The following is a 24,739-nucleotide window of genomic DNA, read 5'->3' as shown; positions in this document are numbered from 1 at the left end:
GGGAAGTGATGGGAATGCGTATTGAAATGAAAAATATTTCAAAGGCGTTCAATGGAAATCCTGTTTTGAAGAATGCACAATTTATGATTGAAACAGGAGAAGTCCATGCATTGATGGGGGAAAATGGAGCGGGTAAATCAACGCTCATGAAGATTTTAACAGGTGTATACAAAAGAGATGGTGGAACGATCACGATTGATGGACAAGAACGAACTTTTAAAAATGCGAAAGAAGCTGAAGAGTACGGTATTGCATTTATACATCAAGAATTGAACATATTACCGAATTTAACAGTAGCTGAAAATATGTTTCTCGGTAAAGAGTTAATGTATGGGAAGACAGGTATTTTACGTACGCGTCAAATGAACGCTATTGCGCAGCAGCAACTAGCAGAGTTAGGATTACATGTAAAAGGAGCTATGTTGGCAGGAGAGTTATCGGTTGGACAACAGCAAATTATCGAAATTGCGAAAGCATTAATGACAAATGCAAGCGTTATTATTATGGATGAGCCTACAGCTGCATTAACAGATCGTGAAATTGAAACGTTGTTTACTGTCATTAATAAATTACGTAAAGAAGGCGTTTCGTTCGTTTATATCTCACACCGAATGGAAGAAATCTTTTCAATATGCGATACCATTACGATTTTACGTGATGGGGAATACGTCGGAAAGAGATCCATTCCGGAAACATCGTTTGATGAAGTAGTGAGTATGATGGTGGGACGCAGCATTGGTGAACGTTACCCAGAACGAAATAGTCAAATTGGCGATGTGATTTTTGAGATGCGTAATGGAACGAAAAAAGGGAAGTTTGAAAATGTATCGTTTCAGGTGAGAAAAGGTGAAATCCTTGGTGTTGCTGGTTTGATGGGAGCTGGCCGTACAGATATTATGAAAGCGATATTTGGATACGAACCTTTAGATTCTGGCCAAATTTTTATAAATGGACAAGAAGTAAAGATTGATAGTCCGATAGATGCGATTAGACAAAGAATAGCTTTCATTACAGAGGATAGAAAATCTGAAGGATTAGTGTTAGATTTCTCAATTCGGGAAAATTTGGCTTTAACGAATTTAGAAAGTCTTTCAAAGGGGAGTGTCGTAAGTAACGAACTAGAACAACAGTTTACAGCGGACATGATGAAGCTTCTTAATGTGAAAGCATCTAGTGGAGAGCAAGCTGTGAAATCTCTTTCTGGTGGAAATCAGCAAAAGGTTGTAATTGCAAAATGGCTAGGTATCCACCCGCAGTTACTCATTTTAGATGAGCCAACAAGGGGTGTTGATGTTGGAGCAAAAAAAGAAATTTACTCTATTATGAATAAGCTTACCGAAGAAGGAGATGTCGTTATTATGGTATCATCTGAGCTTCCAGAAGTTTTAGGGATGAGTGATCGCGTTCTTGTTATTCATGAAGGAAAAGTCGGCGGCATTTTAGAGAAAGATGAGGCATCACAAGAGTCTATTATGGCACTAGCTACAGGGGGAGAGTAAGGATGGCTAAGAAGGGGAATGTATTACAACAACTTGGGTCTTTAATTGGACTAGCGCTAATTATTGTAGTAATTACGGCTTTAAATCCAGCGTTTATTGAAATTCCAAATTTATTTAATATACTGCGTCAAGTATCGATTAATGCGCTTATTGCATTCGGAATGACCTTTGTAATTTTAACAGGGGGTATTGACTTATCGGTAGGTTCTATTTTAGCATTATCAAGTGCACTTGTTGCTGGAATGATGGCAAGTGGCATGGATCCGTTTCTTGCAATGGCAGTTGGATTATTGGCAGGTCTTGTAATGGGGATTGTAAACGGTATCATCATTGCGAAAGGAAAAGTAGCTCCATTTATTGCAACTTTAGCAACAATGACTATTTTTCGCGGGTTGACGCTTGTTTATATGGACGGACGTCCGATCACTGGCCTTGGTGATCATTTAATGTTCCAAATGTTTGGCCGCGGTTATTTTCTTGGTATTCCGGTACCAGCTGTTACAATGATGATTGCTTTCGCAGTACTGTACTTCATTTTGAAGAAAACAACATTTGGTCGCCGTACATTTGCAATTGGTGGAAATGAAGCAGCAGCATTATCAGGTATTAATGTTACGAGAATTAAAGTAATGATTTACGGTCTTTCCGGAATTTTGGCAGCGCTTGCAGGTATTGTCTTAACATCACGACTAGATTCTGCACAGCCGACTGCAGGTACTTCTTACGAATTAGATGCAATTGCAGCAGTTGTATTAGGTGGAACTAGTCTTTCTGGGGGAAGAGGATGGATTGTTGGTACATTCATCGGTGTACTTATTATCGGTGTACTAAATAACGGTTTAAATTTATTAGGTGTATCTTCTTTCTTCCAACAAGTTGTAAAAGGACTTGTAATCTTACTAGCTGTATTAATTGATCGCCGAAAAGAAGCGTAATGGAGGGACAGTTCATGAAGAAATGGTTACTTATACTCGTTGCATGTATTATGGTCATTACTGCTGGTTGTTCAATGGAACCACCAGAATGGGCAAAGGATTCTAGCGATAAAGGTCGAAATAAAACTATTAAAGTTGGATTCTCTGTTTCAACTTTAAACAATCCATTTTTTGTAACTTTGAAAAAGGGTGCAGAAAAGAAAGCGAAAGATAGCGGCATTGAATTGATTGCTGTTGATGCGCAAAATGATGCAGCAAAGCAAACAAATGATGTTGAAGATTTAATTCAAAAAGGTGTCGATGTAGTTGTTATTAATCCAACCGATTCAGATGCTGTTGCTTCAGCAGTAAGTGCAGCAAATGCAGCGAATGTTCCTGTTATTACAGTAGACCGCGTTGCGAATTCAGGTAAGGTTGTTTCTCACATTGCATCTAATAATATCGAAGGTGGTCAAATGGCTAGTGATTACATTCGTGAATTAGTCGGCGAAGGAGCAAACGTTGCTGAGTTAGAAGGAATCCCTGGATCGTCTGCTGCTCGTGAACGTGGGAAAGGATTCCATAACGTAGCCGATAAGTCTTTAAAAGTAGTTGCTAAACAAGCGGCTGATTTTGATAGAGCAAAAGGATTATCTGTTATGGAAAACATTTTGCAAGCAAATGGTGATATTAAAGCGGTGTTTGCGCATAACGACGAGATGGCATTAGGTGCACTTGAAGCATTGAAGTCTGCTGGAAAAACAGATGTAGTCGTCGTTGGATTTGATGCAACTGAAGATGCTGTGAAAGCGGTTAACGATGGGCGTATGGCTGCAACAGTCGCTCAAAAACCGGAATTAATCGGAGAGAAGGCGATGCAAACAGCAAAAGAGATCACGCAAGGTAAAAAAGTGGACAAATCTATTCCGATTGAATTAGAGCTTATTAAGAAAAATAAATAAATATAAAATGAAAATTAGGAAGGAAGAATAACAAATGAAATTCTTTATTGATACAGCAAACATTAACGAAATTAAAGAGGCAAATGCATTAGGCGTATTAGCTGGAGTAACGACAAATCCATCACTTGTAGCAAAAGAAGGCGTAGACTTTCACGAGCGCATTCGTGAAATTTGCAACGTTGTAGAAGGACCTGTAAGTGCAGAAGTAATTAGCTTAGAAGCAGATAAAATGATCGAAGAAGGAAAAGAGTTAGCGAAAATTGCTCCAAACGTTGTTGTAAAAGTTCCAATGACAACAGAAGGTTTAAAAGCAGTAAAAGCGTTCTCTGACTTAGGAATTCGTACAAACGTTACATTAGTGTTCTCAGCAGTTCAAGCATTACTTGCAGCTCGTGCTGGTGCAACATACGTTTCACCATTCTTAGGTCGTTTAGATGATATCGGTCATAACGGTATGGACTTAATTCGCCAAATCGCAGAAATCTTTGCAATTCACGGCATCGAAACAGAAATCATCGCAGCATCTGTACGTCACAGTGTTCACGTAACTGACGCAGCATTAAATGGTGCACATATTGCAACAATCCCAGCAAACGTAATTGCTTCATTAGTGAAGCATCCACTAACAGATCAAGGAATTGAGAAATTCTTAGCTGATTGGGAAAAAACACAAGAGAAATAATAGAAAATCAAGAATCCTAGTTTAAGTGACTAGGATTCTTTTTTTGTATTTAAAAGAATTTTCATGCAATTTTGCATATTGTCTTTTAAATTTGTTATATAAGCTATTTAATATATATCAAATCACTTTTTATGTTTCATATTTCGACATAAAACGGTAGAAGTTCTGACCAGAAAACTGGAGGGCATGATTCTATAACAAAAAGTTTAACGTTTATAGAATTATGCCATTTTATATAGGGAGGGTAGTGAACAGAGGATTCGACAAAAATGTACTTATTTATCTGAATTTTAAGTTTTATAAAAGGAGAGAAATAAATTGAGAAGAAAAGCGCCATTTAAAGTGTTATCGTCATTAGCAATTGCGGCAATTATCGGATGCACATCTGTAATGAGTGCTCCATTAGCATACGCAGAAACGCCAGCAAAAGAGAAAGAAAATGTATCTACAACACCAATTGATTACAATTTAATTCAAGAAGATCGTCTAGCGGAAGCTCTGAAAGAAAGAGGAGAAATTAATCCAGTATCTTCTAAAGAAGAGACGAAAAAGGCTGTAGAGAAATATATTGAAAAGAAACAAGGGGACCAGGCAAATAAAGAAATTCTTCCAGCTGATACTGCTAAAGAGGCATCTGATTTCGTGAAAAAAATAAAAGAGAAAAAAATGGAAGAAAAGGAAAAGGTAAAGAGACCTGAAAAAAATGTTAGCCCTGAGCAAAAGCCTGAACCAAATAAAAAACAATTGAATGGGCAAGTTCCAACATCTAAAGCAAAGCAAGCGCCATATAAGGGGTCTGTTCGAACGGATAAAGTATTAGTATTACTTGTTGAATTTAGTGATTATAAACATAATAATATTGATCAAACACCAGGATATATGTATTCGAATGACTTTAGTAGAGAGCATTATCAAAAGATGTTATTTGGTAATGAACCATATACATTATTTGATGGTTCGAAAGTAAAAACATTTAAACAATATTACGAAGAGCAGTCTGGTGGTAGTTATACGACAGACGGATATGTAACGGAGTGGCTAACTGTTCCAGGAAAAGCATCTGACTACGGTGCTGATGGTAGCAGTGGTCATGATAATAAAGGTCCAAAAGGCGCACGTGATTTAGTGAAAGAAGCTTTACATGCAGCTGCTGAAAAAGGGTTAGATTTATCTCAATTTGATCAGTTTGATAGATATGATACAAATGGTGATGGGAATCAAAATGAACCTGACGGTGTAATTGATCATTTAATGGTAATCCATGCTGGTGTTGGTCAAGAAGCAGGTGGTGGTAAATTAGGTGATGATGCGATCTGGTCACATCGTTCAAAATTAGCAGTAGATCCAGTAGCGATTGAAGGTACAAAATCAAAAGTAGATTACTTTGGTGGAAAAGTAGCAGCACATGATTACACAATTGAACCAGAAGATGGAGCTGTAGGTGTGTTTGCGCATGAATTTGGACATGATCTTGGATTACCAGATGAATATGACACGAAATATACTGGAAATGGTTCACCTGTCGAAGCTTGGTCATTAATGAGTGGAGGTAGTTGGACAGGAAAAATCGCAGGAACGGAGCCGACAAGTTTCTCACCACAAAATAAAGACTTCTTACAAAAGAATATGGGTGGCAACTGGGCAAAAATATTAGAAGTAGATTACGATAAAATTAAGAGTGGTGTAGGAGTTCCTACATATATTGATCAAAGTGTTACGAAATCAAATCGTCCAGGCATTGTACGTGTTAACTTACCAGGTAAAAGTGTTGAAACGATTAAACCGGAGTTTGGAAATCATGCATATTATAGTACAAGAGGCGATGATATGCATACAACGTTAGAGACACCATTCTTTGACTTAACAAAAGGAACAAATGCAAAATTCGATTATAAAGCAAATTATGAGTTAGAAGCAGAGTGCGATTTCGTCGAAGTACATGCAGTAACAGAAGATGGAACGAAAACATTAATTGATAGACTTGGAGAAAAAGTAGTCCAAGGAGATAAAGATACAACAGATGGGAAATGGATTGATAAATCATATGATTTAAGTCAATTTAAAGGCAAAAAAGTGAAAATACAATTCGACTATATTACAGATCCAGCTGTAACATATAAAGGTTTTGCGATGGACAATGTAAATGTAACTGTTGATGGACAAGTTGTACTTTCTGATGATGCAGAAGGACAGTCTAAAATGAATTTAAATGGTTTTGTTGTTTCTGATGGGACAGAGAAGAAAGCTCATTATTACTACTTAGAGTGGAGAAACTATGCGGGATCAGATAATGGTTTAAAAGCAGGAAAAGGTCCAGTGTATAATACAGGTCTTGTCGTTTGGTATGCAGATGATAGTTTCAAAGATAACTGGGTTGGGGTGCATCCAGGTGAAGGATTCCTTGGTGTTGTAGATTCGCATCCAGAGGCACTTGTTGGCAATTTAAACGGAAAACCAACTTACGGTAATACAGGTATGCAAATTGCAGACGCAGCATTTTCATTTGATCAAACACCAGCATGGAGTGTAAATTCATTAACACGTGGACAGTTTAACTATTCTGGATTACAAGGCGTTACAACTTTTGATGATTCAAAAGTATATAGTAACAAACAAATTGCAGACGCAGGAAGAAAAGTTCCGAATCTTGGACTTAAATTCCAAGTTGTTGGACAGGCAGAGGATAAATCAGCAGGCGCTGTTTGGATTAAACGTTAATAACAGAAAAGCACATTCTTCATATGGAGAGTGTGCTTTTTAAATTGTACAGTAAGTTATTATTTTAGCTTATGTAATACAAGTGTCTGTTTATCTGTAGTGTATCAAATTATGTAGGGAAAGGAAATATTTCCGAGGAAATTGTCGAAGTATCGTCGGTATTTATATACTTTTTTTGTAAAAGAAGAACTGTAGTATTGCCATTACAGTTTAATTTATTTACATTGTTACTTGGCTATACACAAAAGTAATATATTCGGCAATAAAAGAGCGCTACTTGGATAGTGCTCTTTTTTATGAATAGAAAGGAGTGAGTAAAATGAAAGAAGTAATTGAATGTCCACAGTGTGAAGGGAATATTACTGCGCAACATATTATGGATCTCCCGCATCCTTTTTCATTCAGGTGTCCACATTGTAAAGTGAGGCTAAAAGAAATGAGGATCACACCGTGCTTAATATTAGCAGCAATTTGTATAATCCCACTGTTTATTATAATTGGAGAGAGTATTAAGGAATTATTAGTAAAGTATTTTTCTATTATAGACGATGTACCAACTGTACTTATTTTCTTCTTGTTTTGTTATCCATTGTATTATCTCTATGAAAAATATAATGCCATATTGTTTATTAAATATGGCTTATTGAAAGTTAAAAGTTGAATAGAAGTTTATCAGTAAAAAAGACAACGATGGAATTAACCCATCATTGTCTTTTTTACTTTGCCTTTGTTTTTTATTTTGCTTCTGACATAAATCATTCCGGCAAACGTTAATAAGAATGCAGTTCCAATAACGAAGCTGACGCTAGGGGATGCCCCAATTGCTCCAATTGTAAAGGATCCAGCAACAACGCCTAATGAGAAGAAAGCATAAAACAATCCGAACGCTTTTCCGCGTTTATCATCTGTTGTATTTTCAACAAGTAATGCATTTATGGATGGGAAAAGGATAGCGAATCCAACGCCATAAATCATCATAACGATAAAGAGCATACCTTTTGTTGCGAATAATCCAAGTAAAGATAATGCTAATGCCATTACTGCAATACCAATTAGCATTAGTTTTGAACGATTAAATCGATCGTAAATACGATTTGTTGGCAGTAAGAAGAAGAGGATAGCGGTAATGCCGAATACACTTAACATCATGCCTGTTGTAGATGCTTTAAGGGCTAATGCTTCAACCTTTACTGGTAACATATAAGTGACAATTCCTTGTGAAAACATGAGTGTGAAAGCACCAATATATGCCTGTAATAACGGTTCTGATTTCAATAGTTCAAACATATCTTCTTTGTTCATCATTTGTGTTCTTGAAGTATCTTTTCTTGATACGTTATTTGGTAAGAAGAAGAGAGATACGATTGTACCAAGAACCATTAAAATAGAAATGGTAATGAACACCCACTCTATACCGGCAGTTGCTGTCATAATCCCACTGAAAGCAGGTCCTACAATTGCCGCTGTTCCAACAGCAGCCCCAGATAGAGCCATTGCCTTACCTTGCCTTGCTGCATTTGTTTGTTTGGATAAAAACGTAAAGGCAGCAGGAATTAAAAATCCATCACTAAAGCCATGCATAAAGCGCACAACTAATAGTTGTTCACCACTTTGAACAACAGTGTATAACAAGACTATGAAACTCGTAAGTCCCATGCTTATATAAAGTATTTTTTTTGCACCAAATTTATCGACAGCAGCGCCAGCAATAATATTACCGATCATATTAGCGAATGAGTACATGCCGACAACTAGCCCAATAATAAGAGGGGATCCTCCAAGACTTTGAGCGAACGTACTCATAATAGGTAATTGTGAAAATGTATCTAGAAACGCTACGATAACAATAAAGTAAATAAAATATTTCAAGCGATATTCACCTCTCCTATGCTATTATGGCATAATGCTAATTTCAACCGCAATGAAATTGAATTAACAGATGTGGAAAAAAGTACAAAGTGACAAAATATTGAACGTTATTTGTTAAAATTTAGTGGGAACGAGATTGTTTTTTTGAAATATATGGATAGAAGTATTATAATAGATTTGTAAACTTCACCAGGTTAATTATATACATAGAGAGGGATGTATAAAATGAAAGCATTACTTTGGCATAATCAACGTGATGTAAGAGTAGAAGAAGTACCAGAACCAACTGTAAAACCAGGAGCAGTTAAGATTAAAGTGAAATGGTGTGGTATCTGCGGGACAGACCTGCATGAATATTTAGCAGGACCTATTTTTATTCCAACAGAAGAGCATCCATTAACACATGTAAAAGCACCGGTTATTTTAGGTCATGAGTTTAGCGGTGAGGTAGTTGAAATCGGTGAAGGCGTTACATCTCATAAAGTGGGAGACCGCGTCGTTGTAGAACCAATTTATTCTTGTGGTAAATGTGAAGCTTGTAAACATGGACATTACAATGTTTGTGAACAACTTGTTTTCCACGGTCTTGGCGGAGAAGGCGGCGGTTTCTCTGAATATACAGTAGTACCAGAAGATATGGTTCACCATATTCCAGATGAAATGACGTATGAACAAGGTGCACTTGTAGAACCAGCAGCTGTAGCAGTTCATGCAGTACGTCAAAGTAAATTAAAAGAAGGGGAAGCTGTAGCAGTATTTGGTTGTGGTCCAATTGGACTTCTTGTTATCCAAGCAGCTAAAGCAGCAGGAGCAACTCCGGTTATTGCAGTTGAACTTTCTAAAGAGCGTCAAGAGTTAGCAAAATTAGCAGGTGCGGATTACGTATTAAATCCAGCTACTCAAGATGTATTAGCAGAAATTCGTAACTTAACAAATGGTTTAGGTGTAAATGTGAGCTTTGAAGTAACAGGTGTTGAAGTTGTACTTCGTCAAGCAATTGAAAGTACAAGTTTCGAAGGACAAACTGTAATTGTTAGTGTATGGGAAAAAGACGCAACAATTACTCCAAACAATCTTGTACTAAAAGAAAAAGAAGTGGTTGGTATTTTAGGATACCGTCATATCTTCCCAGCTGTTATTAAATTAATTAGCTCTGGTCAAATTCAAGCAGAGAAATTAATTACGAAAAAAATCACAGTAGATCAAGTTGTTGAAGAAGGATTTGAAGCACTTGTAAAAGATAAAACACAAGTGAAAATTCTTGTTTCACCTAAATAATATAGAATAGTAAAAAGTAGCTCTTTTCTAGAAATAGAAGAGGGCTACTTTTTTTCTGTACAGAAAGGTGATAGACTTTCCTGTAACTACAGGTATTTTGTTTGGAAGGGGAAGTCTCATGCTTTCATTTATGTTGACATTGAAACGAATGCTAAAAGCTTGTTTACGAGCGTGGAAAGATAAAGAATTTCAAGTATTATTCGTATTAACATTTTTAACATTAACATCTGGTACGATTTTTTATAGTACAGTTGAAGAATTACGTCCTCTTGACGCTTTGTATTTTAGCGTTGTGACGCTGACGACTGTCGGTGATGCGAATTTTAGCCCGCAAACTGATTTTGGGAAGATATTTACAATCTTATACATATTTATTGGGATTGGATTAGTATTTGGATTTATTCATAAGCTGGCAGTTAATGTACAACTGCCGAGTATATTATCGAATAGAAAAAAAGAGTAAAGCATGTGGGTGCTTTACTCTTTTTTTACATTAGTTTAGATAAGCCTTAATAATAGTTTATTAAAATGAAAGTGTATTCATTCATTATATTCACTGTGTATAAAGTTATAATGATATGAACATTTGCATATTTTGATTTAGTAATAGAAATTTCGTGAAAGGTGGGATATTCTAGTCATAGGTTAACCGGACGACATCATAGGATCCTAACAAAAAGTTTACAATAATTCGATTATAAAATGGAGGATTTCAGATGAAAAAGAAAGTACTTGCTTTAGCAGCAGCTATTACAGTAGTAGCTCCTTTACAAAGCGTTGCATTTGCTCATGAAAACGATGGGGGAAGTAAAATAAAAATAGTTCACCGCTGGTCTGCTGAAGATAAACATAAAGAAGGCGTAAATTCTCATTTATGGATTGTAAACCGTGCGATTGATATTATGTCTCGCAATACAACACTTGTAAAACAAGATCGAGTTGCACAATTAAATGAATGGCGTACGGAGTTAGAGAACGGTATTTATGCTGCTGACTATGAAAATCCTTATTATGATAATAGCACATTTGCTTCACATTTCTATGATCCAGAAAATGGAAAAACATATATTCCATTTGCAAAGCAGGCAAAAGAAACTGGCGCTAAATATTTTAAATTAGCTGGTGAATCATATAAAAATAAAGATATGAAACAAGCATTCTTCTATTTAGGATTATCTCTTCATTATTTAGGAGATGTAAACCAACCGATGCATGCAGCAAACTTTACAAATCTTTCGTATCCACAAGGATTCCATTCTAAATATGAAAACTTTGTAGATACGATAAAAGATAATTATAAAGTGACGGATGGAAATGGATATTGGAACTGGAAAGGTACAAATCCAGAAGAGTGGATTCATGGAGCGGCAGTAGTAGCGAAACAAGATTACTCTGGAATTGTAAATGATAATACGAAAGATTGGTTCGTAAAAGCAGCTGTGTCACAAGAATATGCAGATAAATGGCGCGCTGAAGTTACGCCAATGACAGGTAAGCGATTAATGGATGCACAACGTGTTACTGCTGGATACATTCAGCTTTGGTTTGATACGTACGGAGATCGTTAAGTATTTAAAAAAGGTCAAATCTCACAATAGAGTATTTGACCTTTTTATTACTATATACATGGAGGTATGGAACGTGAAAGGTAAATTGCTAAAAGGTGTACTTAGCTTTGGGATTGGTTTAGGAGTTTTATACGGAGGATCTTCAGCTCAAGCAGACACGTCTACAGATCAAAACAACATTTTGAAAGTGATGACGCATAACGTGTACATGCTATCAACTAACTTATATCCGAATTGGGGACAAAGTCAGCGTGCTGATTTAATTGGGGCGGCAGATTATATTAAAAATCAAGACGTTGTTATATTAAATGAAGTGTTTGATAATAGTGCTTCAGATCGCCTTTTAGGAAATTTGAAGAAAGAATACCCAAATCAAACAGCTGTATTAGGTCGTAGTAACGGAAATGAATGGGATAAAACGTTAGGTAGTTATTCATCTTCAACGCCTGAAGATGGAGGCGTTGCAATCGTGAGCAAATGGCCGATCGTTGAAAAGGTTCAATATGTATTTGCAAATGGATGCGGGCCGGATAATTTATCGAATAAAGGATTTGTATACACGAAGATTAAGAAAAATGATCGTTTCGTTCATGTAATTGGGACGCATTTGCAGGCAGAAGATAGTATGTGCGGAAAAACTTCACCTGCATCTGTACGTACAAACCAGTTAAAAGAAATTCAAGATTTTATTAAAAATAAAAATATACCAAATGACGAGTACGTCCTATTTGGTGGTGATATGAATGTGAATAAAATAAATGCTGAGAACAATAGTGACTCAGAATACGCATCAATGTTCAAAACATTGCACGCTTCTATTCCATCTTATACGGGACATACAGCAACTTGGGATGCGACGACAAACAGTATTGCAAAATATAATTTCCCTGATAGTCCTGCCGAGTATTTAGATTATATTATTGCAAGTAAAGACCATGCGAACCCGTCATTTGTAGAGAATAAAGTGTTACAACCGAAATCTCCACAGTGGACTGTTACATCATGGCTCAAAAAATATACGTATGATGATTATTCTGATCATTATCCAGTAGCAGCAACTATTTCTATGAAGTAGTTCTAAAAAAGTTTCTTCTTAAATAGGAAGAAACTTTTTTATTTTGTAGAGGAGATTCCAACTTTCTTTCCAATATGTATAAGACATATAGAGAAGAGGAGAGAAAAAATGTGGATCGAGGAATTTTTAAAGAAGTTCCATTGCCGTGTGCATTTTTGGATGAAGTAGCTTTAGATAGAAATATTCAATTGATTATAGAATTAAGTGGCAATAAGAAGATTCGTATAGCGAGTAAATCGTTACGTTCTGTTCCGGTTATGCAAAAGATTTTAGCTGCAAATGAACGATTTCAAGGTATTATGTGTTTTTCACCTAGGGAAGCTTTATTTTTAATTGAACAAGGATTCAATGATTTATTGCTCGGATATCCTGCTTATGATGAAAGAGCGTTACATGAAATAAGTTTGCTAACAAAGCAAGGGCTCATTATAACTTGTATGGTGGATTGTGAAGATCATATTGTTTATTTAGAAAAAATTGCTGAGAAGTCTAAAGGATGTTTTCGTGTTTGTTTAGATATTGATATGAGCAGCCGTTTTTTTAAGTTTCATTTTGGTGTCAAAAGATCACCGGTAAAAGATGTGCAAGGTACTTTGAAAATAGTAGAAAGGGTGAAAGAATCATTATTTTTAATACTAGATGGTGTAATGGGATATGAAGCCCAAATTGCTGGGGTAGGAGATCGCATACCGAATCAACGAGTGAAAAGTAAAGTGATTTCACATTTAAAGAAGAAATCAGTGTTAGAAGTTAAAGAAAGAAGAGGACATATCGTAAAAGAAATACAAAATATGGGTATTGAACTAAGATTCGTAAATGGGGGAGGCACAGGAAGTATAAAAACAACTGAGCAAGATCATTCAGTTTCAGAGATTACAATAGGTTCGGCTTTTTATGCCCCGAAGCTGTTTGATTATTATAAAGAGGTGCAATTTCATCCAGCTGTCGGGTTTGCTTTACCAGTTGTGCGTAAACCAGCCCCAACAATTTACACTTGTCTAGGTGGTGGATATATTGCCTCAGGCGCAATTGGGAAAGATAAAGAACCTGAGATTTGGAGGCCGAATGGTGCAAAACTATTAGCTTTAGAAGGCGCTGGTGAAGTGCAAACACCGATTTTTTATAACGGTGAGGAACGAGTAGAAATAGGAGATTGTATCTTGTTTCGCCATAGTAAAGCTGGAGAGTTATGTGAGCGGTTTCCGTTTTTATATCGTGTGAAAGAAGGAGAGATTATTGGGAAGTATTCAACATATCGGGGGGATGGTCAATGCTTTCTATAAAGAGACAAAAATGGAGAAATTGGACAGGGAATGTAGAAGGAACACCGCATTATACGATGTATCCAGAAAGTATACAAGATGTAGTAGAAGTTATAGAGCTTGCGCGAAAGAAAGGGAAGAAAATTCGTGTTGTCGGTTCAGGACACTCGTTTACACCTCTTGTGCAAACGGAAGAAATTTTAGTTTCTTTAGATGAATTGAAGGGAATTGTGAATATTGATACGGAAGAAATGGTTGCCGAAGTATGGGCAGGAACAAAGTTACATGAGCTAGGGAAGTTACTTGAGGAAAAAGGTTATGCGCAAGAAAATTTAGGGGATATTGATTCGCAATCTATCGCAGGAGCAATTAGTACGGGGACGCATGGAACGGGTATTACCTTTGGAAGTTTATCAACACAAGTTATAGAGATTACCGCAGTTTTATCTACAGGTGAGAGTATAGTTTGTTCGGAAACGGAGAATGTACAATATTGGAGAGCTTTTCAGTTATCGCTTGGAATGTTAGGTATCATTGTAAAAATAAAACTGAAGGTTATTCCAGCCTATTCACTCGTTTATAAAAGTGAAAAACAGTCATTATCTACTGTAATGAACAAGCTAGAAGAATATAAGAAGAATCGCCATTTTGAATTTTTTGTTTTTCCTTATTCAGATGAAGTGCAAGTGAAAATTACAAACGAAACAACGGGTAAAAAAAGTGATTTGAAATGGCATAAACTAAAGGTAGAGTTACTTGAAAATAAGATGTTCTCTTTGTTATCTAAAGGATGTAAATGGTTTCCTTCTATAAGTAAAGGAGTAAGTCGATTATCAGCTAAAGCTGTACCGAATACAAAAATAATTGGTCCGAGTTATGAAGTATTTGCTACATCGCGTGCGGTTCCATTTTATGAAATGGAGTATAGTGTTCCTTCAAAGTATATGCAGGCCGTTGTAGAAGAAATTTCAAACCTTATTGAAAAGAAAAAGTATAAAGTGCACTTCCCAATTGAATGCCGTTATGTGAAAAGGGATGATATATGGCTCAGTCCAGCGTATGGAAGAGATTCTGCGTATATAGCTGTTCATATGTATAAAGGTATGAAGTATGCTGCTTATTTTGGTGAGGTGGAGAAAATTTTTCTAAAGTATGAAGGACGCCCGCATTGGGGAAAAATGCATACGTTAACGTACGAAAAATTACAAAATATATATCCAGAATTGCATTCGTTTCTAAAGGTGAGGAAATTATTAGATGAAGCAGAAATATTTTCAAATCCTTACACAGAAAAGTTATTTACGATTATGAAAAAAAGCTGACAAAGTATTACTTGTCAGCTTTTTTTAGTACGATCGCATTTCTTGTTTGACTAATTCGCTCGTAAAATAGTAACTTATCACGACTAAATACATGTAATAAAACATGAATAATAAATAGACCGTTAATTACGAGTTGGAATAATAATATAACTACTAATACTAAAGGCTCTTTAAGATTTAAGATAGAGCTACTAGAAAGAATATAATTGATTCCACCTAAAACGAAATAGAATATACCATAACGGATGAATAGTTCCTTCAACGTAATACGATCTGATTGTCCTTTCACGTAAATACGAAGCAATGCTTTACCGATTGTCTTTCCATTCGTAAAGTATGGAATGATAATAAAGTAAATAAAGATCGAACACGTTATGAAAATGAGTTCGTATATGTTCGTGTAAGATTGAATATTAGAAACAAAGAAAGAATTTCCTTTGTTTTTAATGACAGGTACAACGATGGATAAGAAAATCCAATCAATTTGCATCGCGATAAAGCGACGAACGAATCCGACTGGTTTCGTTTCCAAATCAATATGACTATCTAATTCGCTTGCTTTCGGAAGGAAGTACGTAAAAATTGGTGCAATGATAAAGCCGATTACGCCGCCTAATGTATTTAAAAACAGATCATCTATATCAAATAAGCGGTACGCACAATTGTATATACCGTATAGTCCAGTCACTTGTGTTAGCTCGAAAAAGAGTGAAAGACAAAAAGAAATACAAATTGTTTGTAAGAAACTACGTCGGAAATAATACCGTAAGTAAATACCGAATGGAACGGTTAATAGAACGTTAAATGCTACTTGTAAAAACGCAGATTCTTTTAATAGGTAGAAATAAGTAGCTGGTTTCGTTAAAATTGCCGAAGTATGATTACTAATTTCTTGTATGAAATAAAATGGTGATAGTTGCATGTGTTGTGTATTAGCCGGTTGTAGGCTACAAGTATCATATGTTTGTGGTAACGGCAAAATCACAAGAAAATAGGCATTTAATAAGTAAAGTAATAATGAGTACAAAATAAATGAACGCCATTTATTTAAATAACCGTACTTTCGGTAGTTAAATATTAAAAAAGGTATTAAGAGGAACATTGCTAAAATAGGAAATAAAATAAATGCTGTTTTTATTGGAAATATATATGCAGTCAAAATGTAGCTCCTTTCAATGAAAATTCGTTTATCATTATAACGTTAAAAGAAGCGTAAAACAAAATTAAAATATTTCGAAATAGAAAAAATTACAAATTTTAACGGAATTAAGTTATACTAAATTTAATATAATGATATTATGATTATTATAAGTTGAGAGAGGGTACAAAATATGCGATATGAGCTTTTTTCTGTAAGTGGGGATCATATTACAACTTTTGAAAGTGCATGGCGTTTTCAAGAGAGAGAACAGATTTTTGTTCATGATGATCAAATAAAACGAAATTTTATTATTATCCGCCTAACGCATGATGTATTTCAACAAAATAAACATGTTATTCGTTTGTATTGTCAAGAAAAGAAAGTATATGCATAAAAAAACGAGTCGTTCTAGTGTAATAGAATGACTCGCTTTTTGATTTGTAAGTTTCACCTTATAAGAAAATAAGAGTAAGTACACCTACGATAATGCAATAGAAAGAGAAATATTTTAAATTTCCTTTTGCCATAATGTTCATAAACCATTTTAATGAAATATACGTCATGATAAATGTTGCGATAAATGCAACGATATATGGTACGAATAGTGTATCTAGATTTGGATCTTTTGCAATGTCTGTAATACTTAGTAATAAACCACCTAAGCTAACAGGGATATATAGTAAGAATGAGAAACGAAGAGCCGTTTCTTGCTTCATACCAAGTAACATCGCTGCTACGATTGTTGCACCTGATCGGCTTATTCCAGGAATTAGTGCGCAAGCTTGTGCTAGGCCGACAATAATTGCGTCTTTCATAGAAAGGTCGCCATCATTTTTACGTCCACGCAAGTTTCTAATAATCCAAAGACCGACAGCGGTAATAAGAAGGGAAATCCCAACCATTTTCACACCTTTTAAGTACTGATCGATGTAATCTTTAAATAAAACACCAATAACACCTGCTGGAATGGTCGCAATAACAAGGTAAATAATAAAGAAGAAATCTGATTTTGCATCTTCTGCTCTTGTAAATATATAAGATAGACCATTCTTTGTTAGACGAATTAAATCATTTCTATAAATAAGTAATACAGCTAATAATGAAGCTGAATTAACAAGTAGTTCAAAGCTAAACCCTTCGATTTTTAGTCCTAGCAAATGCTGTGCTAAAACGAGGTGACCACTTGAAGAAATCGGAATCGGTTCTGTTAGTCCTTGGAACAGACCAAGAATTAAATATTTTAAAATGTAGTAAAATTGTTCCATAATAACCTCCTTGTTTAATAGTCGAAAGAAACAACTTGTCCATTATAACAAAGATACGGATGAATATTGAGAAGAAATAAATATTCGAAATATAATAAAAATCCCTTATAGCAGTATAAGGGATTTTTATTATTAATGAGAAACTACTGTTTCTTCAAGACTTTTCGTTAATTGAACATCGACTTTCTCAGCATCATGAATGTGATTCATAATAGTAGTATTTAACTTTTGGAACATTTGTTGTGTATTAGCGAATTCTCGTAATATATCATCATTACAAGTCTTTTGGTTTTCAATAGCTTTAATAACATTAGTAGCACCGTTTTGTAACGTTTGAATCATAATTAAAATATTTTCGATTCTAGCGTTTGTATCGGCACTCATTTCTACACCTTCATCGACTAAATGCAAATTATCTTTTGTATTATCGTATGCTTTTTCAATTTCTTCTTGAATTTTTTTCGTTAAGTTGCCAATGTTTTTTGTACTTTCAGCGGTACTTTCTGCTAGTTTTCTTACTTCATTGGCAACGACAGCGAATCCTTTACCGTGTTCACCAGCACGTGCAGCTTCAATGCTTGCATTTAAAGCAAGTAAATTTGTTTGTGCTGCAATGTTTTGGATGACTTCTACAATTTGCTCAATTTCTTTTGAGCGTTCACTTAAATGATTCATACTATTAGACGTACGTTGAGATTGTTCGCCTAATTTATTAATTACAATAAGTAAACGATGAACAGATTCTTTTCCTTCGTTAGAACAATCAATAATTTCTTCAATAGATTGAATTAAGCTTTGTTCTTTTTGTAACATTTCGTTATTCAATTCATTGGAATGTGTAGTGCGTGTTGAAACATTTTCGAAACATGAGCTTAATTGTTGAACTAAATTTTGAAGTGTATGGTGTTGATTATTTACAAGTTGATGCTCTTGAACAACGCTTTGTACACGATCGTGGATAGAAGAAATAGTCTCTTGTTGTTCGATATCCTTTTGTTTTAATTCTGCTTCTAGTTCTTGTATACGACTTTCTAATTGATCAATTTTATGTTGGAGTGATTTCTTTTGAGTAAACATATATTTATTTCAACCGCCTTTAGAAGTTATATTTTCTCTATATTTGGATTTTAGCATCTTTTATAATTTTTAAATATAGGAATTGTTAAATATTTAAGAATCTATTACATTTTATGCATAATTCCCTTTTTTTCGTCATGAAAAATAAACTGTATTTAATGGTATTGTAAACAAACTGTAAAATAAATCATGTATAACTGTATAAGAAGGGAGTCGGATTATGAACTATTTTAAGCGAATCAGTAGTCTAGTATTAGCAGGAATTATAGGTCTTTCTAGTACAGTCGCTGTTAAAGCAGAGTCAAACGACGAGAAACTTAACAACATGCAACAGCAATTGCAGCAAAACGATGCAGAAATGCAAAAGAAAGAGCAAGAGAAGCAAGCTGTTAGTAAAGAAATTCAAGGTATCGAAAACGAACTACATAATTTAAATAATACAATTGCAAAAAATAAAGAGGATCAAGCTGCTATTCAACGTAAAATTGATGAAACACATAAGCAGATTGAACAAAAAAAGGAAGAAATTGTCGTTTTAGAGGATAAAGTCCTTGCTCGTAAAGATATTATGAGAAAACGTATGGTTTCTGTTCAAAACAGTTCAAATACAAGTTTAGTAGTAGAAGTTGTAGTAGAGTCAAAAAACTTTGCAGATTTCTTACAACGTATGAACGCAGTTTCTACTATTTTAGAAGCTGATAAAGAAATTTTACGTCTACAGGAACAAGATCTTCGTCAAATTGAAGCAGACAAGAAAACAATTGACGAAAAAGAAGCATCTTTAGTAGTAGACAAACAAAAATTAGCAAAAGCACAAGCTGATTTGCAAGATAACTTGAAAAAGCGTCAGGCTAACTTACAAACAGTTCAAGCTAAATATAATCAGGTTGCAAGCCAACTTAATTTAGCTGCAGAAGAAAAGGCTAAAATCGAATCAAACATGAAGGCAGTACAAGAAACGATTGCTCGTGAGCAAGAAGCAGCAAGAATTGCAGCAGAAGAGCGTGCAAAAGCGGAGGCAGCTGCAAAGGCTGAGCAAGAAGCTTTAGCGAAAGCGCAAGCGGAAATTGCTGAAAAGCAAAAGCAAGCAAAAGCTAGTAAACCAGCTGATAAACCAGCTGAACCAGTTACTAATAATAATTCGAAGGTAGAACCTCCACAACCTGAACCATCTCCTAAGCCAACTGCTGGTGGGAAAGAAATTTATGTAGAAGCTACAGCTTATACAGCTGATCCAGCGGAAAATGGTTATGCACCAGGTCAACAAGTATTCTCTGCATGGGGACCAGGTGGGAAAGGTTATAATCTAACTGCAAACCCAGGAATGAAATTAATTGCTGTAGATCCAAAAGTTATTCCATTAGGTAAAACTGTAAATGTTGAAGGTTATGGAGTCGCAATTGCAGCTGATACTGGTGGAGCTATTAAGGGGCATAGAATTGATGTTTTAATGCCAGATAAAGGTTCATCAAGTAGTTGGGGCAGAAGAACAGTTAAAGTTACAATTTTAAACTAACACGTAATCCAACTTTACAATACGTAGAGTTGGATTTTTTTTATAAAAATAATGTTAAGTTGAGTTTACATTTTGTTAAGGATAGCATACAATGATGGTGAGAGGTGGTAAATTTGACCATTTTAAATAGAGTGAAGGAATTAAGAGCTCGATTTAATTTTTCGCAAAGTGTATTAGCAGAAAAGGTTGGAGTGACGAGACAAACAATCGCGGCAATTGAAAAAGGGGATTATGTTCCTTCTTTGTTATTAGCACTTACGATTTGCGATGTGTTCGAGCTCAAGATGGAAGATGTGTTTGTTTTAAATAAGGAGGGGGAAGAGGATGAATAGACTTGTATTTTCCTATATGTTGAATGTACTCTTAATGGTATTAGCAGGTTGGGCATTTATTGAGTTGTATTATTTTACTATCGAAGTTGCTAATTTTATTCAAACGAAGAGGGTACCATTTGAAGTTTCGGTGAGTTTAATGCCAATAGGATTGCTTTTAATATTTGGTATTGTATCGACTGTTCTTTATAAAATTCAAAAGAAAAAATATAAAGAGCTATCATATTGGATGTTTCCACTATTATTTCCTCAAGAATACGAACGGGAAAAGGCGATTACAGAAAAGGCTTGTCGTACTACATTTATGTCACTATGGTACGTGTTGCCTTGTGCGGTTGGTTTTTTAACGCTTTCTCCAATTGCTAATCTATATGTTCCTGCATATCCAATATATATTGCATTTAGTATTTTCTTTATTCAAATGACAATTTTCCACGTATCTTTATATCGAAATAAAATCGCTTAAAAAGAAACCTTCTTGCACTGGCAAGAAGGTTTCTTTTCAGCTTATACTTGTACATATAGCAATATTATCTTATCATTTTATATAGAGTAAGATTTTGTAAGGGAAAGGAATTGTATATGAATAAGCAAAGAATTTATAGTATAGTAGCAATCCTCCTATTTGTTGTAGGTGGTGTATTAATCGGCAAGCCATTTTATGATGGATATCAAGCTGAAAAGAAACAGACTGAAAATGTACAGGCTGTCCAAAAGATGGATTATGAAAAACATGAGACGGAATTTGTAGATGCTTCGAAAATTAATCAACCAGACTTGGCAGAAGTAGCGAACGCATCTTTAGATAAGAAACAAGTAATTGGTCGTATTTCGATTCCAAGTGTTTCATTAGAACTTCCTGTTTTAAAGTCTTCTACTGAGAAAAACCTATTATCAGGTGCAGCAACAGTAAAAGAAAATCAAGTAATGGGAAAAGGGAATTATGCATTAGCAGGACATAACATGTCTAAAAAAGGTGTTTTATTTAGTGATATAGCGTCTCTAAAAAAAGGCGATAAAATTTATTTGTATGATAATGAAAACGAATATGAATATGCGGTTACTGGTGTATCTGAAGTAACTCCTGATAAGTGGGAAGTTGTTGAAGATCATGGAAAAAATGAGATAACGCTTATTACATGTGTATCTGTGAAAGATAATTCTAAACGTTATGTTGTTGCTGGTGATTTAGTAGGAACGAAGGCGAAGAAATAAAAAAGATGAGGGGAAATCTCTCATCTTTTTTAATCCATCCATTTCACTAACTTCTTAGAAATTAGTAATAAAACGCAGCCTAATACAATTGCTACAGCGCCAATTACTGTAAATACTTCAGCATATCCAAGTGAAGTTGTAAAGCTTGCAAGTTGTCCGCCTAAAATGTTAGCGATTCCTGAGCTTGCTAACCATACTCCCATTAATAAAGAAGCAAGTTTTACTGGGGCAAGTGCACTAACCATTGATAGTCCAACAGGTGATAAGAATAGCTCACCTAACGTATGGAAAAGATACGTAAAGACGATAAATAGTAAGTTTGCTTTTTCTGTAATGTTATGTTCATCACTACCTGTTTTTAATGTAGCAATAACGAGAATGATATAACCGATACCGAGCAAGATCATACCAAGTCCCATTTTAGTTGGGATTTTTAAATCTCCACGCTTGCGAGTTGCAAGCTTTGCCCATAATGCCGAAATGACTGGAGCAAGTAAAATAATAAATAATGGATTGACCGATTGGAACCAAGATGTTGGAACTTCCCATCCGAATACAGAGCGGTCTACAAATTTGTTTGTATATAATGTTAATGAGCTACCAGCTTGTTCGAAGCCAGCCCAGAAGAAGACAACGAAGCATGTTAAAATGACGATAACTGCAGTACGTTGTTTTTCTTTTTTTGTTAACGGTGTATCTCCAACTGATGGTTGTCCATCTGTTGTTTGTAAATCGCGAGTTGGTTTTTTACCGATATCACCAAGGAAGCGATTTGATAATGTTGTAAATAAAATTTGTCCAATGATCATTCCGATTGAAGCGGCTAAGAATCCGTAACGGAATCCGTAATGTACAACGCCATCAACCGTTGTTTTGAATAAATTTTCTGATAAAAATCCGCAAACGAGTGGAGCTAAAAATGATCCGACATTAATACCCATATAGAAAATGGTAAATGCACTATCACGTTTTGGATCGTTCTCTTCGTATAATTCCCCAACCAGTGTAGAGATGTTCGGTTTGAAGAATCCGTTACCGATAATAATAAGCGCTAATCCGAGGTATAGGCCGACTTGGTTTTGTAAGGAAAATAGTGTAAGGTTACCGATTGCCATTGTTATACCACCAATTGTGATCGCTTTTCGTCTACCTAGAAAACGGTCTGTTAAGTATCCACCAATCATTGGTGTGAAATAACAGGCTCCAGTATAAAATCCGTAAATAGAGAGTGCCCATGCGGGACTAAACCCAAGACCACCGCTTACTAAAGCTGTCGTTAAATATAATGTTAATAATCCTCGTAATCCATAGTAACTAAATCTTTCCCACATTTCTGTAAAGAAGAGTAAGTATAAACCTGGAGGATGTTTCTTTTTTCTTTGTTGTTCTCTTTCTAGTTGTATCGCTGATTCCATGTTATTTTCCTCCTGACACAAACAAAAACAAAGTTAATAATTTTGTACATTTAATATTTTACCTTATTAACTATTATAAGTCAATAAAGGTTGATTTTTCAGAAGAAATTGGAAAAGGGAGGTAGCTATAGAATGGATGTTTCTTTTATGTTAGACTATGGACTATGTTTTCTTTGTAAGGAAGCGGGTTTTTGCACTTTTTTATATGTGGAATTGATTTCATAAAAGATGAAATTAAAGAAGGAGAAAGAGATGAAATTGTTACAGAAAAAAGAAATTTTACTTATTAGTCTTATGTTATTCTCAATGTTCTTTGGAGCGGGGAATCTTATATTCCCGCCTTTTCTTGGATATGAAGCAGGAGAACATGTGTGGATTTCATTAGTAGGGTTTATTATATCAGCAACAGGTCTTCCTATATTGGGAGTTATTGCGATTGCGAAAGCAGGAAGTTTTCAAACGCTAGCGGGTAGAGTTCATTCTTCATTCGCTATTATTTTTCCGTGTATCGTGTATGTATTTATTGGACCAGGCCTTGGCATTCCGCGTGCAGGAAGTCTAGCTTTTGAGATGGGACCGGGTCAGCTATTTCCGGAAGCAGGTAGCGTAGTCTTATTATGTTACACAGTTATTTTCTTTAGTATTGTGTACTGGTTAAGTTTATCACCGTCTAAATTAATGGGGTTGTTCGGAAAAGTTTTAACACCGTTATTATTAGGTATGATTGCTCTTATCTTTATAAAAAGCATGTTTACATCAGTAGGTAGTGTGAAAGAGGTTGCTGGAAACTATGGACAAGCGCCTATGTTCCAAGGGTTTTTAGATGGGTATTTAACGATGGATGCATTAGCAGCTTTAATTTTTGGGATTGTGATTGCCAATGCTCTTCGTGCAAAAGGTATTGAAGATGATAAAGGGTTAGCGAAATATATGAGTATTGCTGGAATTGGAGCGGGACTATTATTATCTATTATTTACGTCATACTTGGATATGTCGGTTCAATGAGTGGCTCATTGGGGAAATTTGATAATGGTGCACAAGTGTTAGCGCAAGTGATGTCTACATTATTTGGACAAGGCGGGGTCGTTTTATTAGGTCTTATTTTTACGATCGCGTGTTTATGTGTGTCAATCGGACTTGTTACATCTTGTAGTCAATTTTTCGCAAGTGCATTTCCGAAAGTAGCTTATAAAGTTTGGGCATTTATCTTAAGTTTTGTTAGTATGATTTTAGCTAATTTAGGATTAACACAAATTTTAAAAGTATCAGTACCAATTCTTGGATTTATTTATCCAGTTGCACTAACGCTTATTATTTTAGGGTTATTCCATAAGTATATTGGAAAGTATGCATACGTATATACAGTAACTGTTGGAATTGTAGCGGTGTTTAGTGCAGTTGATATTTTCAATAAAAATGTAAAGTTGAATCAATGGATATCAGTATTAAAGTACATTCCGTTTTATACAGAAGGTGTAGGGTGGATTGTTCCAGCTATTATAGGTGCTTGTATTGGTGTTATCGTGAGTATTGTTATAAATAAGAATAAATAAGTAAAAGGTGTTTTCCGATTTCGGAAAACACCTTTCTTTTTTTTTTTTTTTTTTTTTTTTTTTGGAAAAAAACGT

Annotated in this window: 23 protein-coding genes; 18 read left to right on the top strand and 5 right to left on the bottom strand. The window is 35.1% G+C overall.

Annotation, left to right across the window (positions count from 1 at the left end; genetic code table 11):
- The first annotated feature begins 14 nt into the window (after positions 1 to 14).
- From rbsA to QCI73_RS24150, 6 genes are all read left to right on the top strand, one after another.
- Positions 15 to 1,499 carry a ribose ABC transporter ATP-binding protein RbsA gene (gene rbsA, locus QCI73_RS24175; protein ID WP_353823912.1) on the top strand — a complete coding sequence of 495 codons (1,485 nt, stop codon included), beginning with the start codon at positions 15 to 17 and terminating at the stop codon, positions 1,497 to 1,499.
- Positions 1,500 to 1,501: 2 nt separating this feature from the next.
- Entirely contained in the window at positions 1,502 to 2,434 is a 933-nt protein-coding gene (locus QCI73_RS24170; protein WP_353823911.1) for an ABC transporter permease subunit, read from the top strand.
- A 14-nt stretch (positions 2,435 to 2,448) separates the two neighbouring features.
- Positions 2,449 to 3,375 carry a ribose ABC transporter substrate-binding protein RbsB gene (rbsB, locus tag QCI73_RS24165; protein ID WP_000758975.1) on the top strand — a complete coding sequence of 309 codons (927 nt, stop codon included), beginning with the start codon at positions 2,449 to 2,451 and terminating at the stop codon, positions 3,373 to 3,375.
- A gap of 34 nt (positions 3,376 to 3,409) precedes the next feature.
- On the top strand, positions 3,410 to 4,057 hold the full coding sequence (fsa, locus tag QCI73_RS24160) for a fructose-6-phosphate aldolase (protein ID WP_000667661.1): 648 nt from the start codon (positions 3,410 to 3,412) through the stop codon (positions 4,055 to 4,057).
- Positions 4,058 to 4,375: 318 nt separating this feature from the next.
- On the top strand, positions 4,376 to 6,775 hold the full coding sequence (inhA2, locus tag QCI73_RS24155; RefSeq protein ID WP_327923614.1) for a M6 family metalloprotease immune inhibitor InhA2: 2,400 nt from the start codon (positions 4,376 to 4,378) through the stop codon (positions 6,773 to 6,775).
- A 319-nt stretch (positions 6,776 to 7,094) separates the two neighbouring features.
- The gene (locus QCI73_RS24150; RefSeq protein ID WP_061131319.1) at positions 7,095 to 7,436 is read left to right on the top strand and encodes a hypothetical protein; all 342 of its coding nucleotides are present in this window, start codon (positions 7,095 to 7,097) and stop codon (positions 7,434 to 7,436) included.
- A 35-nt stretch (positions 7,437 to 7,471) separates the two neighbouring features.
- Here QCI73_RS24150 and QCI73_RS24145 read toward each other — a convergent pair whose 3' ends face one another.
- Positions 7,472 to 8,644, bottom strand: a complete 1,173-nt coding sequence (locus QCI73_RS24145; RefSeq protein ID WP_353823910.1) for an MFS transporter — start codon at positions 8,642 to 8,644, stop codon at positions 7,472 to 7,474.
- A 225-nt stretch (positions 8,645 to 8,869) separates the two neighbouring features.
- Between QCI73_RS24145 and bdhA the strand changes: the two genes are divergently transcribed.
- From bdhA to QCI73_RS24115, 6 genes are all read left to right on the top strand, one after another.
- Entirely contained in the window at positions 8,870 to 9,922 is a 1,053-nt protein-coding gene (gene bdhA / locus QCI73_RS24140; RefSeq protein WP_000645822.1) for a (R,R)-butanediol dehydrogenase, read from the top strand.
- 118 nt (positions 9,923 to 10,040) lie between these two features.
- On the top strand, positions 10,041 to 10,385 hold the full coding sequence (locus QCI73_RS24135) for a potassium channel family protein (protein WP_000948232.1): 345 nt from the start codon (positions 10,041 to 10,043) through the stop codon (positions 10,383 to 10,385).
- A gap of 253 nt (positions 10,386 to 10,638) precedes the next feature.
- Positions 10,639 to 11,490 (top strand): phospholipase CerA, encoded by an 852-nt coding sequence (gene cerA, locus QCI73_RS24130; protein ID WP_353823909.1) that lies wholly within the window; start codon positions 10,639 to 10,641, stop codon positions 11,488 to 11,490.
- 58 nt (positions 11,491 to 11,548) lie between these two features.
- The gene (sph, locus tag QCI73_RS24125) at positions 11,549 to 12,565 is read left to right on the top strand and encodes a sphingomyelinase C (RefSeq protein WP_327923612.1); all 1,017 of its coding nucleotides are present in this window, start codon (positions 11,549 to 11,551) and stop codon (positions 12,563 to 12,565) included.
- Positions 12,566 to 12,675: 110 nt separating this feature from the next.
- Positions 12,676 to 13,848 (top strand): amino acid deaminase/aldolase, encoded by a 1,173-nt coding sequence (locus tag QCI73_RS24120; RefSeq protein WP_262725087.1) that lies wholly within the window; start codon positions 12,676 to 12,678, stop codon positions 13,846 to 13,848.
- On the top strand, positions 13,836 to 15,149 hold the full coding sequence (locus QCI73_RS24115; RefSeq protein WP_353823908.1) for a D-arabinono-1,4-lactone oxidase: 1,314 nt from the start codon (positions 13,836 to 13,838) through the stop codon (positions 15,147 to 15,149). Before QCI73_RS24120 ends, QCI73_RS24115 begins: the two co-directional genes overlap by 13 nt.
- 7 nt (positions 15,150 to 15,156) lie before the next feature.
- Here the strand turns inward: QCI73_RS24115 and QCI73_RS24110 are convergent, their stop codons facing one another.
- A complete protein-coding gene (locus QCI73_RS24110; protein ID WP_000127970.1) occupies positions 15,157 to 16,308 on the bottom strand; it encodes a VanZ family protein in 1,152 nt (383 codons plus the stop codon).
- A gap of 172 nt (positions 16,309 to 16,480) precedes the next feature.
- Here QCI73_RS24110 and QCI73_RS24105 point away from each other — a divergent pair, with 172 nt between their 5' ends.
- The gene (locus QCI73_RS24105) at positions 16,481 to 16,684 is read left to right on the top strand and encodes a hypothetical protein (RefSeq protein WP_353823907.1); all 204 of its coding nucleotides are present in this window, start codon (positions 16,481 to 16,483) and stop codon (positions 16,682 to 16,684) included.
- Between the two features lie 58 nt (positions 16,685 to 16,742).
- Here QCI73_RS24105 and QCI73_RS24100 read toward each other — a convergent pair whose 3' ends face one another.
- Together QCI73_RS24100 and QCI73_RS24095 are read right to left on the bottom strand one after the other, a co-directional pair.
- Positions 16,743 to 17,555 (bottom strand): undecaprenyl-diphosphate phosphatase, encoded by an 813-nt coding sequence (locus QCI73_RS24100; protein ID WP_000434782.1) that lies wholly within the window; start codon positions 17,553 to 17,555, stop codon positions 16,743 to 16,745.
- Positions 17,556 to 17,687: 132 nt separating this feature from the next.
- Positions 17,688 to 18,368 (bottom strand): methyl-accepting chemotaxis protein, encoded by a 681-nt coding sequence (locus tag QCI73_RS24095; RefSeq protein WP_372465543.1) that lies wholly within the window; start codon positions 18,366 to 18,368, stop codon positions 17,688 to 17,690.
- Between the two features lie 484 nt (positions 18,369 to 18,852).
- Here QCI73_RS24095 and QCI73_RS24090 point away from each other — a divergent pair, with 484 nt between their 5' ends.
- From QCI73_RS24090 to QCI73_RS24075, 4 genes are all read left to right on the top strand, one after another.
- Positions 18,853 to 20,148, top strand: a complete 1,296-nt coding sequence (locus QCI73_RS24090) for a 3D domain-containing protein (protein WP_353823905.1) — start codon at positions 18,853 to 18,855, stop codon at positions 20,146 to 20,148.
- Positions 20,149 to 20,261: 113 nt separating this feature from the next.
- Positions 20,262 to 20,480, top strand: a complete 219-nt coding sequence (locus tag QCI73_RS24085) for a helix-turn-helix transcriptional regulator (protein WP_000154009.1) — start codon at positions 20,262 to 20,264, stop codon at positions 20,478 to 20,480.
- A complete protein-coding gene (locus QCI73_RS24080; protein ID WP_353823904.1) occupies positions 20,473 to 20,946 on the top strand; it encodes a DUF2178 domain-containing protein in 474 nt (157 codons plus the stop codon). The genes QCI73_RS24085 and QCI73_RS24080 overlap by 8 nt, the downstream gene beginning before the upstream one ends.
- 116 nt (positions 20,947 to 21,062) lie before the next feature.
- A complete protein-coding gene (locus QCI73_RS24075) occupies positions 21,063 to 21,695 on the top strand; it encodes a class A sortase (RefSeq protein WP_353823903.1) in 633 nt (210 codons plus the stop codon).
- Positions 21,696 to 21,724: 29 nt separating this feature from the next.
- Here QCI73_RS24075 and QCI73_RS24070 read toward each other — a convergent pair whose 3' ends face one another.
- The gene (locus QCI73_RS24070) at positions 21,725 to 23,110 is read right to left on the bottom strand and encodes a peptide MFS transporter (RefSeq protein ID WP_042874383.1); all 1,386 of its coding nucleotides are present in this window, start codon (positions 23,108 to 23,110) and stop codon (positions 21,725 to 21,727) included.
- A gap of 252 nt (positions 23,111 to 23,362) precedes the next feature.
- Between QCI73_RS24070 and brnQ1 the strand changes: the two genes are divergently transcribed.
- A complete protein-coding gene (brnQ1, locus tag QCI73_RS24065) occupies positions 23,363 to 24,664 on the top strand; it encodes a branched-chain amino acid transport system II carrier protein BrnQ1 (protein ID WP_353823901.1) in 1,302 nt (433 codons plus the stop codon).
- Positions 24,665 to 24,739: the final 75 nt, after the last annotated feature.

The sequence above is a fragment of the Bacillus cereus group sp. MG16 genome (genome assembly GCF_040459875.1).
Taxonomy (GTDB): Bacteria; Bacillota; Bacilli; order Bacillales; family Bacillaceae_G; genus Bacillus_A; species Bacillus_A paranthracis.
Note: the sequence above shows the minus strand (reverse complement) of the source record. Positions and strands in the feature narration are given on the sequence as shown.

Excerpts from the sequence above, each read along its gene's own strand:
- QCI73_RS24115 (WP_353823908.1), top strand. The coding sequence starts at position 13,836 with ATGCTTTCTATAAAGAGACAAAAATGGAGAAATTGGACAGGGAATGTA.
- QCI73_RS24135 (WP_000948232.1), top strand. The coding sequence starts at position 10,041 with ATGCTTTCATTTATGTTGACATTGAAACGAATGCTAAAAGCTTGTTTA.
- QCI73_RS24095 (WP_372465543.1), bottom strand. The coding sequence starts at position 18,368 with ATGTTACAAAAAGAACAAAGCTTAATTCAATCTATTGAAGAAATTATT.
- QCI73_RS24070 (WP_042874383.1), bottom strand. The coding sequence starts at position 23,110 with ATGGAATCAGCGATACAACTAGAAAGAGAACAACAAAGAAAAAAGAAA.
- QCI73_RS24150 (WP_061131319.1), top strand. The coding sequence starts at position 7,095 with ATGAAAGAAGTAATTGAATGTCCACAGTGTGAAGGGAATATTACTGCG.
- bdhA (WP_000645822.1), top strand. The coding sequence starts at position 8,870 with ATGAAAGCATTACTTTGGCATAATCAACGTGATGTAAGAGTAGAAGAA.
- QCI73_RS24100 (WP_000434782.1), bottom strand. The coding sequence starts at position 17,555 with ATGGAACAATTTTACTACATTTTAAAATATTTAATTCTTGGTCTGTTC.
- rbsA (WP_353823912.1), top strand. The coding sequence starts at position 15 with ATGCGTATTGAAATGAAAAATATTTCAAAGGCGTTCAATGGAAATCCT.
- fsa (WP_000667661.1), top strand. The coding sequence starts at position 3,410 with ATGAAATTCTTTATTGATACAGCAAACATTAACGAAATTAAAGAGGCA.
- sph (WP_327923612.1), top strand. The coding sequence starts at position 11,549 with ATGGAGGTATGGAACGTGAAAGGTAAATTGCTAAAAGGTGTACTTAGC.
- QCI73_RS24075 (WP_353823903.1), top strand. The coding sequence starts at position 21,063 with ATGAATAAGCAAAGAATTTATAGTATAGTAGCAATCCTCCTATTTGTT.
- cerA (WP_353823909.1), top strand. The coding sequence starts at position 10,639 with ATGAAAAAGAAAGTACTTGCTTTAGCAGCAGCTATTACAGTAGTAGCT.
- QCI73_RS24090 (WP_353823905.1), top strand. The coding sequence starts at position 18,853 with ATGAACTATTTTAAGCGAATCAGTAGTCTAGTATTAGCAGGAATTATA.
- rbsB (WP_000758975.1), top strand. The coding sequence starts at position 2,449 with ATGAAGAAATGGTTACTTATACTCGTTGCATGTATTATGGTCATTACT.
- QCI73_RS24170 (WP_353823911.1), top strand. The coding sequence starts at position 1,502 with ATGGCTAAGAAGGGGAATGTATTACAACAACTTGGGTCTTTAATTGGA.
- QCI73_RS24105 (WP_353823907.1), top strand. The coding sequence starts at position 16,481 with ATGCGATATGAGCTTTTTTCTGTAAGTGGGGATCATATTACAACTTTT.
- QCI73_RS24080 (WP_353823904.1), top strand. The coding sequence starts at position 20,473 with ATGAATAGACTTGTATTTTCCTATATGTTGAATGTACTCTTAATGGTA.
- brnQ1 (WP_353823901.1), top strand. The coding sequence starts at position 23,363 with ATGAAATTGTTACAGAAAAAAGAAATTTTACTTATTAGTCTTATGTTA.